Origin of the sequence: Dermabacter sp. Marseille-Q3180 (assembly GCF_940792985.1) — a bacterium.
Classification (GTDB): domain Bacteria; phylum Actinomycetota; class Actinomycetes; order Actinomycetales; family Dermabacteraceae; genus Dermabacter; species Dermabacter vaginalis.
In genome coordinates this window covers 1-13,911 of the sequence record NZ_CALNWU010000004.1, presented here as the reverse complement: position 1 = coordinate 13,911, position 13,911 = coordinate 1, and the positions used below count along the sequence as shown (strand labels likewise).

The window sequence follows — 13,911 nt, the reverse complement described above, 5'->3', positions numbered from 1 at the left end:
TCACACCCTCACTCGCGGATCAAGCGCCGCGTAAAGAACTTCGGAAAGCATCGAGGAGAACAGAATCACGATCGACGTGAAGCACACGTTGCCTGCGAGGGCGTTGACGTCGGATTGCTGAACCGCCCTAATGCCGTACTCACCCATGCCGGCCCACGAGAAGATCATCTCGAGGAACGCCGCGCCAGCGACGAGCGTGCCGAAGGAGTACGCGAAGTATGTGGACATGGGGATGAGCGCGACGCGCACACCGTGCTTTACGAGAGCGTGGTTACGGGTGGCGCCCTTCGCGCGAGCGGTGCGAATGAAGTCGCTGCCAAGAACATCGAGCATGATCGAGCGCTGGTAGCGCGAGTAGCTCGCCGCACCGAAAGCCGCGAGAACGATGGTCGGCAAAATCAAGTGATTGACGCTATCGAGGAAGGCCGTCATGCCGCCTTGAGCGTGATAGGTCGGCGAATACGAGCCGCTGAAGCGAATGAGCTGCGTTCCGAGGGCCTGGTTGAGTTTCGTGGCGACAACCATCAGAAGGAGGCCACCCACGAAGGTCGGGGTCGAAATAAGAATGTACGAAGCGTAAGAGACGACCTGATCCGAAAGCTTGTACTGGCGAACCGCACCCCACACGCCAAGAGCGACGCCGATGAGTGCGCCGAGGAGCGCACCGGCAATGAGCAGCCGCAGCGACACCCCGGCACGCATCGTCATCTGATCGATGACCCACTGGCCAGAAATATCCTTGCCAAGCTTCTGGCTCCACGGCTTGACGACGATGTTGGAGAGCCACGTCCAGGTGCGCTGGAGGATCGGCACCTTGTCGTTCATGTTGAGTTCGTTGAGGGCCGCGTCGATCGAGGCCTCGGGGATCGGAGGGTTCTGCCCGAGCCAACGGCGGCGCGGATAGAAGAAGCTGCCAGCCGCAATGTAGGCGAAGACGGTCGCCACGACGGTGAGGATCGCGTAGTTCGCGAAGCGGCGAAGAAGATACTTTGTCACGAGAGTGCTCCGATCAGAGCGGTGAAACGCTCGTTGACATCCCAAGGATCCTGAACGCGGCACGCGTAGGCGGCGCGAGGATCGCTAAGGGGAGTGGTCATAAGGGTCACGTGCGCTGTCCTTATAGTGGTTCGGCGCCCGAAGGCGGCGGGGTCGGGTGCGCCCGGTTGGACGCGTGATGCCCCAGGGTAGTCCAATCCGCAATTCGTTGGGCCGCTGAACGTATCGTGAACAGTGGCGTCACGGAAAGGTCATGAACTATTCATGGAACGGTTGAACTGTACCCCATGTGAGGTGGTTCACCGCCCTATTGTGAAGAATTTTTCTACGGCGCCTGGGTTCAGGTCAAACTGTGAGACTACAAACTATGGTTAATTATGCATCAGGTGAGATGGAGAGAGGGCTGAGCGGAGTCGAGTATCAGCGCTACTCGCGACATCTTCTCCTGCCCGGCTTTACGCCCGAAAGTCAGCAAAAGCTCAGGTCAGCCAAGGTTGCTGTCGTGGGCGCAGGTGGGCTTGGTTCGCCAATCCTCCAATATCTTGCCGCTGCCGGCGTTGGAACCCTCACGGTTATCGATGCCGATTTAGTGGATAGTTCCAACCTTCAGCGGCAAGTTATTCATTCCGAAGCGGCCGTCGGAACCCCAAAAGTCGCCTCCGCCGCCAGAGCTGTGCACGCACTCAATCAGGCCGTCCACGTGCGCGAGGTGCCCGAGGTGCTCACACCGGCCAATGCACTCGCGACCCTTGCCGGGCATGATCTCGTGCTTGATGGCACCGATAATTTCCCTACGCGTTACCTTGTGTCCGACGCGTGCGAGATCCTTAATGTGCCCCTGATCTGGGGTTCCATCCTTGCCTTTGACGGGCAGGTCGCCGTGTTCTTTGGCGACGAAGGTCGCGGCGTGACCTACCGTGACGTGCACCCGCGACCGCCGGAGCCCGGCGAGGTTCCAAGTTGCAGTGAGGCCGGGGTGCTCGGCCCGCTCGTGGGCGTGATTGGCTCGACGATGGCGATGGAAGCCCTCAAGGTGCTTACGGGACTCGGGTCCCCGCTCTATGGGCGAATCCAGCTCTATAGTGCCCTGACCGGTGACTGGACGCGGCTTGATGTCTCTCGGCGCGCGGGCCGTGCGCCCGTCACCGAAATCGAGGACCTCGTTGAGACGTGCGGCTTCCCCGCAGTAGAAGCCTCCGGGGCCGCGCCGGTGCGGGCGGAGGTTCTTTCGCCAGCGGAGGCAAGACGAGAGGCAGCGGCCGGCCGACTCCTCATTGACATCCGCGAAGAGTCGGAGGCTGCGGAGGGCATGCTGCCTCACGCCGTTAATGTCCCGAAGGGTCAGCTCATGGAGTTTGCGAGAGGGGAGCGGGCAACCGTCGGGCCCCTCAGCTCCGTGAACGAGTTGCGTGGCGCGATCGTGCACTGCGCGGGTGGGGCCCGATCGGCGGCGGCGCAGGCAGAGCTCGCGGCCCTTGGAATTAGCGTGGCGAATATGGCGGGCGGTTACATGGCGGCTTCGGTAACGCTTCGCCCTTAGCCTCCCGCGAAGGGCGGCAGCACGTCGACGCGCAGCGTGCCGTCCTCTCCAGGCGCAAGCACTGCCGAGGGGTCGTTCTCGCTCACCGTGTTCACGAGGAAACTGCATCGCCTGAGCACCGTAGCGGAATCGGGCCCTGCCGATTCGACGGCTCCCGCGCTCAAGGCCTCGAGCAAGTCTCCGAGAGTTGTCCCCTCGAATTCGACCGTGTGCTGGCTCGTGCCAAAAGCGTGGGCCGCGCCGGCAAAAAAGCGAACGTTGGCACTCGTCATCGCGCCGCTCCTTTCACTCATGTTTCTATCCTCCGATGGCGCTCATGGGCCGCTCGGGCTGCACGAAATCGCTGCGATCCATACCGTGGCCTGCCTGTTTGCCCCATTGGGCGGCGCGCCACCGCTCGGCGATGGCCTCGTCGCTCGCGCCTTGGCGCATGAGGCCAAGCAGGTCGGTCTCGCTGTGCGAGAACAGGCACGTGCGCACGCGACCCTCAGCGGTGAGGCGGGTGCGGGTGCAATCCGCACAGAAGGGCCTCGTCACGGAGGCAATGATTCCGACGGTTCCCAGCGCCTGCTCGTGCGGCCTTTCGCCGGCTTCCGCAAATGGTTTACCTGGGGCAGGGGGCAGAATGCTGCGCACCGCATCCGTGTTCGCAGGATCGATGCCGCGTGCCTTGAGCTCTCCCGCGATCGTGCCCGGAGCACCGGGGGCCGCAACGGCGGGCCTAGGCCACACGTCGAATTTCTCGGCGGGGGCGCCGCCGCGTGCTTCGCGCACGGGGTGCATCACGTAGTAGGGGCTGAGAAGCTGCCACACATCGCTCGCCGTGACCATGCGTTCGCGGGTCCAGCGACCCGCGCCATCGAGAGGCATGTATTCGATGAATCGAAGCTCGAGTCCCCGCTCGAGGCACCACGCGAGGAGCTCGGCGGCTTCGTGTTCATTGGCACCGGGCTGGAGAACCGCGTTGATCTTGATGGGGCTCAGCCCTGCGTCGCGTGCGGCATCGATGCCCTGCAAAACGCGGTGGAGGAACGGGCGGCGGGTCATTGCTTCAAACGTTTCGGAGTGCGCCGAATCGAGGGAAATGTTGAGGCGGTCCAAGCCGGCGGCCACGAGTGTTTCGGCTCGCTTCTCGAGACCAATGGCGTTTGTTGTAAGGGAGATGTCTGGTCGTGGCGAAAGCCCTGCCACCGACTCGATGATGTCGGGGAGATCGGCGCGCGTGAGCGGCTCGCCGCCCGTGAAACGTACCTCGCGGATGCCGAGCTTCTCCACGCCGATGCGCACAAACCGTGCGACCTCGTCAACGCTCATGAGCTGTGGTTTCTTTAGGAACTGCAGACCGGCCTCGGGCATGCAGTACGTGCAGCGGAGGTTGCAAAAATCGGTCAGCGAGATGCGAAGGTCGCTCGCCGTGCGGCCGTAGGTGTCGATGAGCGCGCCCGTCGCGGGGCGGCCCTCGGTCGAGGGGACTTCCTCGACGGGGTCCATGGCGCGGGGCTTCGGCATCCCGAGGTCGATCGACATGCTCTCCTTTGGGTCTCGCGAAAGAGGTGTCACACCAGCTTAGGGGACTTTCGCACGCTACCCTAGAGGCCCTGGCCACACGAGGAAGGAACAGCACAGTGGAGCACGAGTCGCGCCTCGCGCCTGGTCGCATCCCGCTCGCCGAACATCGGCGGAGCCTTCGTGAGCTCGTGGGCGCGGTGCTGGATTCCCCGAATGCGCCGGGCGTGGCAACCGTCGGAATCGAGAGCGCCCGCGACCGAGTCCTCGCGCGCGACGTGACCTCGCCCGTGAACGTCCCACCCGTGGCGAATTCGCAGATGGATGGCTTCGCGCTGCACGTTGCGAGCCTCGCGAACGCCCCGGATGGGGCCTCGATCAGTCTTCCGCTCGGTCCGCTCATCGCGGCGGGCGAAGCGCCCTCACGCCTCGAGCCAGGCACGGCGCGCCCCATCATGACGGGCGCCCCGATCCCCGCGGGCGCGAACGCCGTGATCCCGGTTGAGGCCACGGATGTTCGGCGTTTTTCACAGCTCACACGCGAGGGGTCCGACGCTTGCCGGCTACCGTCGGACCTCATTTTCCGCCTTGCTCCCGAGCACCGCACCGAGGGGCGTTTCGTGCGGCACGCTGGAAGTGATACCGAGTGCGGTGATGTGGTGGCGCGCGCAGGTCAGCTCCTCACGCCGCGTCTCATCGGTCACCTGGCATCGGTGGGTGTGGCCGAAGTGGAGGTGCGCGAGCCCCTGCGCGCCGTCGTTGTGTCAACCGGGAGTGAACTGCGCGATCGAGGCGATGACGCTGCCGATCAGTGGCGTATTTTCGATGCGAATTCGCCGCTCATCGGCGCTGCGCTCGAGGAAGCCGGAATCGAGGTGTGCGCCAGGCTGCGCGTACCGGATGATCCGCGAGCGCTTCTCGACGAGGTACGCGCGGCGTGTGAGGCCGCGAAGGCGCACCTCGTTGTGTCGACCGGTGGCGTGAGTGCCGGCGCTCTCGAGCCGATCAGGCAGGCCGCCGAGACGCCCCGTTCGCCGCTGCGCCTCGCCTTCGACAAAGTGGCGATGCAGCCGGGCGGCCCTCAGGGACTCGGTATTCTCGCGGCGGAGCGTGGTGAGGTGGCATGGATCGCGCTTCCCGGCAATCCCGTTTCGGCGTTCGTGAGCCTTGAGATGTTCGTGCGCGATGCTCTCGGTGCCCCGGCCCGCCCTCGCATGTCGCTGCCCGTGCGCACGCAAACCGGCGAGACGGAGCCGTCCCCCGAGGGCCTCGTGCAAGTGCGCCGAGCGCGCCTCAACACCGATTCAACCGTGAAGCTCGTGGGCGGAGCGAGCTCGCATCTTCTGGGCGCGCTTGCCCTGAGCGACGCGCTCGTGCTCATTCCTGCGGAGGTCACGCACGTGGCCGACGGCGATATTCACGAGGTGATGATTCTTCGATGACACACAACAACACCGACGCCAATGCGGATCTCACGCACGTGCGCACCGACGGTTCGAGCCACATGGTCGATGTTTCCGGCAAGGCCGTGACGACCCGAGAGGCGAGCGCGAGCGCGACTCTCACGAGCCGCAGCGACGTGATCGATCGCATCCTCACGGGCGACCTTCCGAAGGGGGAGGCACTCAGCGTCGCGCGCGTCGCGGGCATCATGGCGGCAAAGCGCACGCACGAGCTCATCCCGCTGTGCCACCCGCTGCCGATCACGAAGGTGACGATCGATTTTTCGCGCCGCGCGCCCGAGATTCTCGAGGTGAACACGCGTGTGAAAACCGAAGGCAAAACGGGGGTCGAGATGGAGGCACTCACGGCTGCGAGCGTCGCCGCACTTACGGTCTACGACATGATTAAGGCTGTTGACCACCTCGCGGTCATCGGCGATGTCAAGGTGCTTGCGAAGTCGGGCGGGAAGAGCGGCGATTGGGACCGCGAGGTCGCGAGCGGCGAGAAAGGCGGCGCGGCGTGAGCCTCGTGGGGGAGCATGGATGGTCGGCATGCGTGATCGTTGCTTCAACGCGCGCGGCCCGCGGCGAATACGAGGACCTCACGGGGCCAGAGCTTTCGGCTTGGCTTGAGCGGTGCGGGTTTCGCGGGTGCGGTGTCACGGTGGTCCCGGATGGTTCCGACGTTGGCCGTGCCCTCGGCGAGGCTATTTCGTCCGGGGTGGATCTTGCGATCACGACGGGCGGCACGGGCCTCACGCCGAGCGACGTCACGCCGGAAGAAACTCGCCCGCATCTCACGCGGGAGATCCCCGGAATTGCTGAGGCGCTGCGCCTTAAGGGCTGTGAATCGACGCCGTACGCGGTTGTCAGTAGGGGGCTTGCCGGTTTTGCTGGTCGCACGCTCGTGGTGAATCTTCCGGGCTCACGCGGCGGCGTGAAAGATGGCATGGCTGTGCTCGAGCCAATTCTCGAGCATGTGCTTCGCCAGCGCGATGGAGGAGGGCATGAATGAGTGAAGGTGCGAAGCCCGCGCAGGATGAGCGCGATCCGCACCTCGGTGGTGTCGAGGAACGCGTGCGTCACGCGAGTGTGAGCGGCGAGCCGATTGCGGTCGCCGAGATGGTTCGGCTTGTGGAGGACAGGCGCTGCGGTGCCCTCGTGACTTTCGACGGTCTCGTGCGTGACCATGACGAGGGGCGTGGGGTGGAGCGCCTCGCCTATGAGGCGCACCCGAGTGCAGGCGACGTCATGATGGACGTCGTGCGCACGATCGGTGAGCGCTACCCCGATGTTCTCGTCGCCGCGAGCCACCGCCACGGCGCTCTCGAGGTGGGCGATTCCGCGCTTGTGGCGGCGGTTGCGGCCCCGCATCGAGCCCGTGCCTTCGAGGCGTGTGCGGATCTCGTGGATGAGGTGAAGGCGCGCGTGCCGATCTGGAAGGATCAGTACTTTTCCGACGGTTCCCACGAGTGGGTTGCCGCGATTGGCTGAGCACCGTGCTTGACGCCTGCTTCGGGGTATGAAAAAACGCCCTGCGCTGCATCGCTCGGGTGAGCGGCGCGCGGGGCGTTCGGTAGATGAGGCTGAAGTTTTTAGCGACCGAGGCCGAGAGTGGTGAGGCCTTGGGCGCTTCGGGCCTGGGCGATGGCGGCGAAGTCGCCACCGAGTCGGTTCTTGTCCACAGTGTTGTGACGTTCGACGTCTTGCCCCACCATGTGATCAGCGAGGTTTTCGAAGGTCTTGAAGATCGAGCGGATGATGGTCATTTTTGTGTGTTCCTCACTACCGTTTGTTTGGAATTAGGCGCGAAAAGTGGCGGTAGAGGGCGCTCCACCGCTGCTTTCTCACGTGCTTCAATCTTATGAAGTGGACGCGCGCTCGCGCTAGGGCGATACGTGTGATATGGAACGTCGATTCCGATATGCCGGATATGTGACGCGCGGGACACAGACGTTCGGGACCAACGCCCCTCCTGGATTGCATAGGGGTTGTGGGGGTTTGGGTTGCGCCCCCTCCTCGATTGCATAGGGGTTATGGGGGTTTGGGCGCGCATCAAGCTGGCACTCAGCTTTGACGAGTGCTAACCGGCACACTAGTGTGGAATTCGTTGGCAGTCTCAGCGTGAGAGTGCCAAATGGTGCGCCGGGTTGTTCGGCACCGCGACGACGAACACCCCACCGTGGCACACCCGTCAACTTCACATTGATAAAAGAAGGAGTGAGGTCGCATGTCGGTCTCCATTAAGCCCCTCGAGGACCGTGTCGTCGTCCGCCCGCTCGAAGCCGAGCAGGTGACTGCTTCGGGCCTGATCATCCCCGATACCGCTAAAGAAAAGCCCCAGGAGGGCGAGGTCGTCGCCGTGGGCGAAGGCCGTTTCGACGACAAGGGTGCACGTATCCCCATGGACGTCAAGGTCGGTGACAAGGTCGTCTTCTCGAAGTACGGCGGCACCGAACTCAAGTACGGCTCCGAGGAGTACCTCGTTCTGAGCCAGCGCGACGTTCTCGCAATCATCGAAGGCTGAAAGGCTCATCGTGGCTAAAGAAATTATTTACGACGAGGATGCGCGCCGCGCCCTTGAGCGCGGCGTCGACAAGCTCGCGGACACCGTCAAGGTGACGCTTGGCCCCAAGGGCCGCAATGTCGTCCTCGACAAGAAATGGGGCGCCCCCACCATCACCAACGACGGCGTGACAATCGCCCGCGAGGTTGAGCTCGAGGATCCGTACGAGGATCTCGGTGCCCAGCTCGCGAAGGAAGTGGCGACCAAGACCAACGACGTTGCCGGCGACGGCACGACCACCGCGACGGTTCTCGCTCAGGCCCTCGTGCACGAGGGCCTGCGCAACGTCGCCTCGGGCGCGGCTCCCGCAGCGCTCAAGCGCGGTATGGAGAAGGCCGTCGAGGCACTCAGCGAAAAGCTCGGCGAGATCGCAATCGACATTGACTCGAAGGAACAGACCGCGTCTGTCGCGACCGTTTCCTCGCAGGATGCAGAGATCGGCGAACTCCTCGCGGAGGCTTTCGGCAAGGTCGGCAAGGATGGCGTCATCACGGTCGAGGAGTCCTCGACCACGGCGCTCGAGCTCGACTTCACCGAGGGTATGCAGTTCGATAAGGGCTTCATTTCCCCGCACTTCGTGACCGACGCTGACCGCCAGGAAGTCGTTCTCGAAGACGCCTACGTGCTCATTAACCAGGGCAAGATCTCGAACGTGCAGGAGTTCCTGCCCGTGCTCGAGAAGGTTGTCGAATCGGGTAAGCCCCTCTTCGTGATCGCTGAGGACGTCGAGGGCGAGGCCCTCGCGACGCTCGTGGTCTCGAAGCTGCGCGGTTCCTTCAAGGGTGCCGCCGTCAAGGCTCCCGCCTTCGGCGACCGCCGCAAGGCCATGATGCAGGACATCGCGATCCTCACGGGCGCCGAGGTCATTACGCCCGATCTGGGCCTCGACCTCAAGACGACCGAGCTCAGCCAGCTCGGCACCGCTCAGCGCGTCGTCATCACGAAGGACAACACGACCATCGTGGGCGGCGCCGGTGACGTGGAAGCCGTCTCCGATCGCGTTCAGCAGATCAAGGCCGAGATCGAGAACACCGATTCCGAGTGGGATCGCGAGAAGCTCCAGGAGCGCCTCGCGAAGCTCTCGGGTGGCGTGTCCGTGATCAAGGTTGGCGCTCACACCGAGGTTGAGCTCAAGGAAAAGAAGATGCGTATCGAGGACGCGGTCGCCGCAACGCGCGCCGCGATCGACGAGGGCATCGTTGCTGGCGGTGGCTCGGCCATCGTCCAGGCTGCGACCGTTCTCGCCGATGATCTCGGGCTCGAGGGCGACGAGGCAGTCGGTGTTCGCGCCGTCGCCAAGGCCGTTGCCGAGCCGCTGCGCTGGATCGCCGAGAACGCCGGCGAAGAAGGCTACGTTGTGGTCGAGAAGGTCAAGGAGTCCCCGGTGGGCACCGGCCTCAACGCCGCAACCGGCGAATACGTCGACCTCGTTGACGCAGGCATCATCGACCCGGTCAAGGTGACGCGCAGCGCCCTGCGCCACGCCGCCTCGATTGCTGGCCTCGTTCTCACGACCGAGACCCTTGTCGTTGACAAGCGTGAGGACGACGAGGAGTAAGCAACCGTCGGACCTCATCTCACTCGCCCCGCTTCTTGAGCTTTTTCGAGGAGCGGGGCGTATTCTTGGCGAAGCGCACTCGAAGTGTGCCGAGCGCGCCCGCGCACGCCAAAGCCTGACCTGCCGATACTTGCGAGAGGGAGAGGGGACTGCATGAGCGCCGTGTCTCAATCACCCTCGCGAAGCACGTCGAATCGCGTGCCATCGGCCGAGGAGCCGATGACTCGCAAAGGTGGGAAGCCCCACAAAATCGTGATGCGGCCGAGCCCCGCGGCCATGAGTGCCGCCCTCCTCGCAGCGGTCGTGTTTACGGTGCTGCTCGAGTTCCTCGTGGGCATTAGTTTCATCGGGCAGAGCTTGTGGAGCGATCCGCGCCTCTTCCACGACCACTGGTTCACCCTTCCGCTGTACGGGTGGTTCGCGGTCGTGGCTCTTGCCATCGTTGCCCTGCTCCGGATCCTCACGCAATGCGTTGTGCTCTACGAGGATCGCCTTAAGGTGCGCGGTCTTTTCCGCATTCCTCGTTCGGCGAAGTGGAGTGCGCTTTCCGGGATTTGGCTCGTGCGAGATATCTACCGTGGGAAAGAACCTCGCGACCCCGTGGAAACCGAGGTTGATGCTTTCGATGCCGCCCTCATCATGCGTTCACACACGAGCCGCGTGGCGAACCTTTCAGGCGCGTTCTATGGCACGCGCGCGCAGTCGATTCTCGTGCGGGAAGCGGAGGAGCGCGGCGTGAAGGTCGAAAACATCGACCACGCACGGCCGGGGGAACTCGCGCGTATGATGCCGGGCTCGCTCTCATTCATCGATCGCCACCCGAACCTTTCTGTGCTCGCGATCGTCGCGTTTTATGCGGTACACAATGTTTTGACGTTCATGATCTGGGGGATCTGAGGCCACCGGTTCCTTGGCACAATGGAACCATGCCTGCCCGCCGTACCAAGCGTTTTACTCGCCCGCCCCTGCCGCAACGGGGTGGGCTTGATGCCGTGCGGGTGGTGGCAACGCCGCGTGAAGTAGGTCGGCCCGTGGGGGAGGTTTTGCTCGAGCGATTCCCGGCGCTCGGTTCGGTGGAGGCGCGTGACCTGGGTGAGCGTTTCGCCGCGGGGGAGTTCGTGGATCAGCTCGGTGAGCCGTGGGGCGAGACCGAGGCGGTGACGCGTGCGCGCGAGGTGTTCTTCCACAGGGAGCTTGCCCCCGAGGAGGTTGAGCCGCGCGAGATTCCCGTGGTGTTCGAAGATGATCATCTGCTTGTGGTCGCGAAGCCGCGCGACATGGCGAGTATTCCGCGCGGCGAGCATGTGCGCCGCAGTGCCCTTGTGCGGCTGAGGGTGGCGCATGCTCTCCCTGATCTATCGCCGATTCACCGGCTCGATAAACAGACTGGCGGGATCCTTGTGCTGTCGAAGATTCCCGAGGAGCGTGGCGCCTACCAGCAGCTTTTTGCGCGCGGGGAGGTCCAAAAGCGTTACGTGGCGTGGGTGGAGGGGGATTTTCCGACGCCTGCCAGCCTCGAGCGCGGCCCGCTTGAGATTCGTGAGCCCATCCTGAAGAGGCACGGTGATCTTTGGGCGCACATCGATCCGGAGGGGAAAGAGGCGTGGACGAGCGTGCGAATGCTGCGGCGGGAGGCTGGCAGCCGTCGGACTTTGCTGAGCCTGACTCCGCACACGGGCCGCACCCACCAGTTGCGTGTGCACCTCGCCCACGTGGGCCTGCCCATCGTGGGGGATGAGCTGTATCCCGCACCTGCACCCGATCCGCTCACGGGGGAGCGTTACCGCAGGGAGGTGAGTGAGCCGCTCGCGCTGTGGAGTGTGCTCATGGCGTTTCAGGATCCGGTGACGGGGGCGGAGCGGCGCTTCGAGTGGTGGCCGCGGGAGGCGGAGAGTGATGAGTGAGCAGATCACCGCGCGTGTGAGGGGTACTGACGTGGCGCTTGGGCCCACTTTTGCCGCGCGCCTCGTACCGTGGCTCAGGTGGGGCGCGCCGCTGCTTTCCGCGGTGTTCTTGCCGGTCACGGGGCTGTATGTGCATCGCCAGTTGTGGTGGCCGTGGTGGACTGCTCTGCCTGCGGCGTGGGCCGCGGGGTGGGTGCTGCTCGCGCTTCTCATGCTTGCGGTGCTTCTTCTCACGCACCGCACGACCTGGTGGAATAGGGAGTCGGGGCGCGTGCACAGGGGGCGGCAGTGGTGTGACGCCGCGCACGTGCGGGCTGTGGTCCCGGATTTTCGCCCCCAAGGTGTCACGGTGCTCGAAGCGGGGGAGGAAGGCCGACGCCTGCTTATCCCCTATAGCGGCTGGGACGATCGCAGTTACGAGGGGATCGCCGAGTTTGAGCGGCATGTGTGCGGTGCGGCGAGCCCCTCGCGGCGGGAGTTACTTGCACGCGATCGTGCCGCCCGAAAGTCTTGGCAAAATCGCGCCCTCGCGAAACGGTACGCGATGACGTGGCGCGAAGAGTTTGAGGATCCGCACGTGTTTCTTGAAGCATTTGATGCGCGCAGGAAGGAACTGGCAAGGCGACGGCGCTAAAGTTGGAGCATGACGAATGATCCCTTCGGTTTTGTTGGCCTGACCTATGACGACGTGCTGCTTCTTCCCGGGGAGACGGACGTCATCCCGAGCGACGTAGACACGACCGCGCGGCTGACGCGCGAGATCAACTTGAGGGTGCCCCTCGCTTCCGCTGCGATGGACACCGTGACCGAAGCTCGCATGGCGATCGCCATGGCGCGCCTCGGCGGCATTGGCATTCTTCACCGCAACCTTTCGATCGAGGATCAGGCCCACCAGGTCGACCTCGTCAAGCGCACCCAGACGGGTCGCGTGCCGAACCCCGTGACGATCGGGCCGGACGCGACGCTCGAGGACTTCGATGCGACGTGCGGCAACTACCGCGTTTCGGGCCTGCCCGTTGTGGATGAGGCCGGTACGCTTCTCGGCATCTGCACAAACCGCGACCTGCGCTTCATCCCCGTTGCCGAGTGGGCCAGCACGAAGGTTTCGGACGTCATGACGCGCGAGGTGTACACCGCGCCTACCGACGTGAGCCGTGAAGACGCAACGGCGCTGCTGCGCAAGCACAAGCGTGAGCGCTTGCCCCTCGTGGACGAAAACGGCAAGCTCACGGGCCTCATCACCGTGAAGGACTTCGTCAAGAGCGAGCAGTTCCCGAACGCCTCGAAGGACGCCGAGGGGCGCCTCCTGATCGGTGCGGGCGTGGGCTTCTTTGGAGATTCCTACGAACGTGCGGGTGCACTGCGCGATGCGGGTGTGGACGTGCTCGTGGTGGACACCGCGAACGGCCACGCGCGCCTCGCCCTTGACATGATTCGCCGGCTCAAGGCTGATAAGGCCTTCGACGGCGTGCAGATCATCGGCGGCAACGTGGCGACGCGCGAGGGCGCCCAGGCGCTCATCGATGCCGGCGTTGACGCCGTCAAGGTGGGCGTGGGCCCCGGCTCGATCTGCACAACGCGCGTCGTGGCCGGCGTGGGCGTTCCGCAGGTCACGGCCATTTCTGAAGCCTCGAAGGCATGCAAGAGCGCGGGTGTTCCCCTCATTGGCGATGGTGGCCTGCAGTACTCGGGCGACATCGCGAAGGCCCTTGTGGCTGGCGCCGATACCGTGATGCTCGGCTCGCTCCTCGCGGGCACCGCCGAGTCGCCCGGCGAAGTGATCCTTATGAACGGCAAGCAGTTCAAGAGCTACCGCGGAATGGGCTCACTCGGGGCGATGGCCTCGCGCGGCAAGAAGTCCTTCTCGAAGGACCGCTACTTCCAGGCCGATGTGGAGACCGACGACAAGATCGTGCCCGAGGGCATCGAAGGCACGGTCGCCTACAAGGGCGCGCTCGGCACCGTCGTGCACCAGCTGACGGGCGGCCTCGCGCAGTCGATGTTCTACGTGGGTGCGCACACGATTCCGGAGCTCAAGGAGCGCGGCAAGTTTGTGCGCATCACGGCGGCGGGCCTCAAGGAGTCGCACCCGCACGATATGGCGCAGATCGTGGAGGCGCCGAACTACCGCGCCCGCTAGGGCTTCGGTGTTGCGGGGGCGAAGGCTTGTGGTGCCTTCGCCCCTTCTGATTTTTCTCCCGCTGCGACCCTAAAGTGGTGAAGCTGTTTCTCTGAAGTGGTGAAAGATCGCCGCCACACGGAGAAATTCCAGGGTCTAACGCCGTTTTTCACCACTTCCAGGATCGGCTGGGGTGACAGGTGGATACCGGGGGGATGGCAGGTTGAAGGCGGGGGATGGCAGGTCGAAGCCGTGCTCTTTTACACATCTGACGCTGCCG

15 protein-coding genes are annotated in these 13,911 nt (G+C 64.2%); 11 read left to right on the top strand and 4 right to left on the bottom strand.

The features are described 5' to 3' along the window. Window positions 1–996 (bottom strand): ABC transporter permease, encoded by a 996-nt coding sequence (locus tag NBW56_RS09240; protein ID WP_250258932.1) that lies wholly within the window; start codon window positions 994–996, stop codon window positions 1–3. Window positions 997–1,363: 367 nt separating this feature from the next. Here NBW56_RS09240 and moeB point away from each other — a divergent pair, with 367 nt between their 5' ends. Next, window positions 1,364–2,536 (top strand): molybdopterin-synthase adenylyltransferase MoeB, encoded by a 1,173-nt coding sequence (moeB, locus tag NBW56_RS09235; protein ID WP_250258931.1) that lies wholly within the window; start codon window positions 1,364–1,366, stop codon window positions 2,534–2,536. On the opposite strand, the gene NBW56_RS09230 is transcribed toward moeB, so the two are convergent. Together NBW56_RS09230 and NBW56_RS09225 are read right to left on the bottom strand one after the other, a co-directional pair. After that, entirely contained in the window at window positions 2,533–2,829 is a 297-nt protein-coding gene (locus tag NBW56_RS09230) for a MoaD/ThiS family protein (protein ID WP_250258930.1), read from the bottom strand. The two genes, moeB and NBW56_RS09230, sit on opposite strands and share 4 nt — an antisense overlap. A gap of 4 nt (window positions 2,830–2,833) precedes the next feature. Further along, window positions 2,834–4,063 (bottom strand): GTP 3',8-cyclase MoaA, encoded by a 1,230-nt coding sequence (locus NBW56_RS09225; RefSeq protein ID WP_065247253.1) that lies wholly within the window; start codon window positions 4,061–4,063, stop codon window positions 2,834–2,836. A 98-nt stretch (window positions 4,064–4,161) separates the two neighbouring features. On the opposite strand from NBW56_RS09225, the gene NBW56_RS09220 reads away from it, so the two are divergent. From NBW56_RS09220 to NBW56_RS09205, 4 genes are read left to right on the top strand one after another with little or no spacing between them, the layout of a single operon-like run. Beyond that, window positions 4,162–5,484, top strand: coding sequence for a molybdopterin molybdotransferase MoeA (locus NBW56_RS09220; RefSeq protein WP_250258929.1), 1,323 nt, complete (start codon window positions 4,162–4,164; stop codon window positions 5,482–5,484). After that, entirely contained in the window at window positions 5,481–6,008 is a 528-nt protein-coding gene (gene moaC, locus NBW56_RS09215; protein ID WP_250258928.1) for a cyclic pyranopterin monophosphate synthase MoaC, read from the top strand. The genes NBW56_RS09220 and moaC overlap by 4 nt, the downstream gene beginning before the upstream one ends. Next, on the top strand, window positions 6,005–6,499 hold the full coding sequence (locus NBW56_RS09210; protein ID WP_250258927.1) for a MogA/MoaB family molybdenum cofactor biosynthesis protein: 495 nt from the start codon (window positions 6,005–6,007) through the stop codon (window positions 6,497–6,499). The genes moaC and NBW56_RS09210 overlap by 4 nt, the downstream gene beginning before the upstream one ends. Then, window positions 6,496–6,978, top strand: a complete 483-nt coding sequence (locus NBW56_RS09205; RefSeq protein ID WP_284346108.1) for a molybdenum cofactor biosynthesis protein MoaE — start codon at window positions 6,496–6,498, stop codon at window positions 6,976–6,978. Before NBW56_RS09210 ends, NBW56_RS09205 begins: the two co-directional genes overlap by 4 nt. A gap of 101 nt (window positions 6,979–7,079) precedes the next feature. On the opposite strand, the gene NBW56_RS09200 is transcribed toward NBW56_RS09205, so the two are convergent. After that, window positions 7,080–7,253: a hypothetical protein gene (locus NBW56_RS09200; protein WP_153246517.1), complete on the bottom strand. Its 174-nt coding sequence runs from the start codon at window positions 7,251–7,253 to the stop codon at window positions 7,080–7,082. A 461-nt stretch (window positions 7,254–7,714) separates the two neighbouring features. Between NBW56_RS09200 and groES the strand changes: the two genes are divergently transcribed. The 6 genes from groES to guaB all read left to right on the top strand — a co-directional run bounded on the left by groES (window position 7,715) and on the right by guaB (window position 13,652). Beyond that, window positions 7,715–8,011: a co-chaperone GroES gene (groES, locus tag NBW56_RS09195; RefSeq protein WP_016663894.1), complete on the top strand. Its 297-nt coding sequence runs from the start codon at window positions 7,715–7,717 to the stop codon at window positions 8,009–8,011. A gap of 10 nt (window positions 8,012–8,021) precedes the next feature. Then, a complete protein-coding gene (gene groL / locus NBW56_RS09190) occupies window positions 8,022–9,608 on the top strand; it encodes a chaperonin GroEL (RefSeq protein ID WP_250258926.1) in 1,587 nt (528 codons plus the stop codon). A 219-nt stretch (window positions 9,609–9,827) separates the two neighbouring features. After that, window positions 9,828–10,505 (top strand): hypothetical protein, encoded by a 678-nt coding sequence (locus NBW56_RS09185; protein ID WP_250258925.1) that lies wholly within the window; start codon window positions 9,828–9,830, stop codon window positions 10,503–10,505. A 29-nt stretch (window positions 10,506–10,534) separates the two neighbouring features. After that, window positions 10,535–11,512: a pseudouridine synthase gene (locus NBW56_RS09180; RefSeq protein WP_250258924.1), complete on the top strand. Its 978-nt coding sequence runs from the start codon at window positions 10,535–10,537 to the stop codon at window positions 11,510–11,512. After that, on the top strand, window positions 11,505–12,146 hold the full coding sequence (locus NBW56_RS09175) for a hypothetical protein (RefSeq protein WP_250258923.1): 642 nt from the start codon (window positions 11,505–11,507) through the stop codon (window positions 12,144–12,146). Before NBW56_RS09180 ends, NBW56_RS09175 begins: the two co-directional genes overlap by 8 nt. Before the next feature lie 9 nt (window positions 12,147–12,155). Further along, a complete protein-coding gene (gene guaB, locus NBW56_RS09170) occupies window positions 12,156–13,652 on the top strand; it encodes an IMP dehydrogenase (protein ID WP_250258922.1) in 1,497 nt (498 codons plus the stop codon). The last annotated feature ends 259 nt before the right edge of the window (window positions 13,653–13,911 follow it).